The following is an 875-nucleotide window of genomic DNA, read 5'->3' on the forward strand; positions in this document are numbered from 1 at the left end:
AGGTCGTTYATCGCGCGAASGGCAGCCGAGCGTGGCTCGGCTCTACCYGGCCGTKAGGTCGTTYATCGCGCGAAGGGCAGCCGAGCGTGGCTCGGCTCTACCTGTCGCGCGCGACACATTGGCTACCGCCGCACGATCGCCAGCACGTCATCCAGCAACGCCGCGGCGGTGACCTCCGCGCCCGCGCCCGGGCCTTGGATCAACAACGGCTGGGCGGGGTAACGATCGCTGTGAATGGCCACGCGATTGTCGGTCTGCGCGCCACCGGCCAGCGGGTGATCCAGCGGCAGGATGCGCAGGCCCACCGACGCACCGTCGTGGTCGAAACCGCCGACGAAGCGCAGGCATCCATTCTGCTCGCGGGCCTGCTGCCAGTAAGCCTGCAGCGGGGCGTCCAACAACGCCAACTGTGACACGGCCGCGTCGGTCGGCAGCGCGGCGAGCGCCGCAGGCACCAGCGAGGCGACCTCGACCTGCTCGGCCCGCAACGCGATGCCGCTGGCGCGCGCCAGGATCAGCAGCTTGCGGCGCACGTCCTCCCCGGACAGGTCCACGCGCGGATCCGGTTCGGTGTAGCCGGCCGCAGCCGCCTGCCGCACCCAGTCGGAGAACGCACGCTGGCCGTCATAGTGATGGAACAGCCATGCCAGCGAACCGGACAACACCCCTTCCACGCGATGGATGCGATCCCCCCCGGCGACCAGCGCGCGCAGACTGCTCAGCAGCGGCAGGCCGGCACCCACGGTGGCGCTGTCGCCGTACTGCGCATCGCCTTCCTCGCGGCCGTCGGTGATGGCCTGCGCACGTGCCAGCTGCGCGCCCTGGCCCAGCTTGTTGGCGGTGACCACGTGCACACCACGGGCCAACCACTGCTC

General features: G+C 70.7%; 1 protein-coding gene. It reads right to left on the reverse strand.

From position 1 onward, the window contains the following. Positions 1-122 precede the first annotated feature (122 nt). The coding region (locus AC1DQP_RS21040) for a homoserine dehydrogenase family protein (RefSeq protein ID WP_478052501.1) at positions 123-875 on the reverse strand (753 nt) is incomplete at its 5' end.

Source organism: Stenotrophomonas sp. P5_A8 (assembly GCF_056400545.1).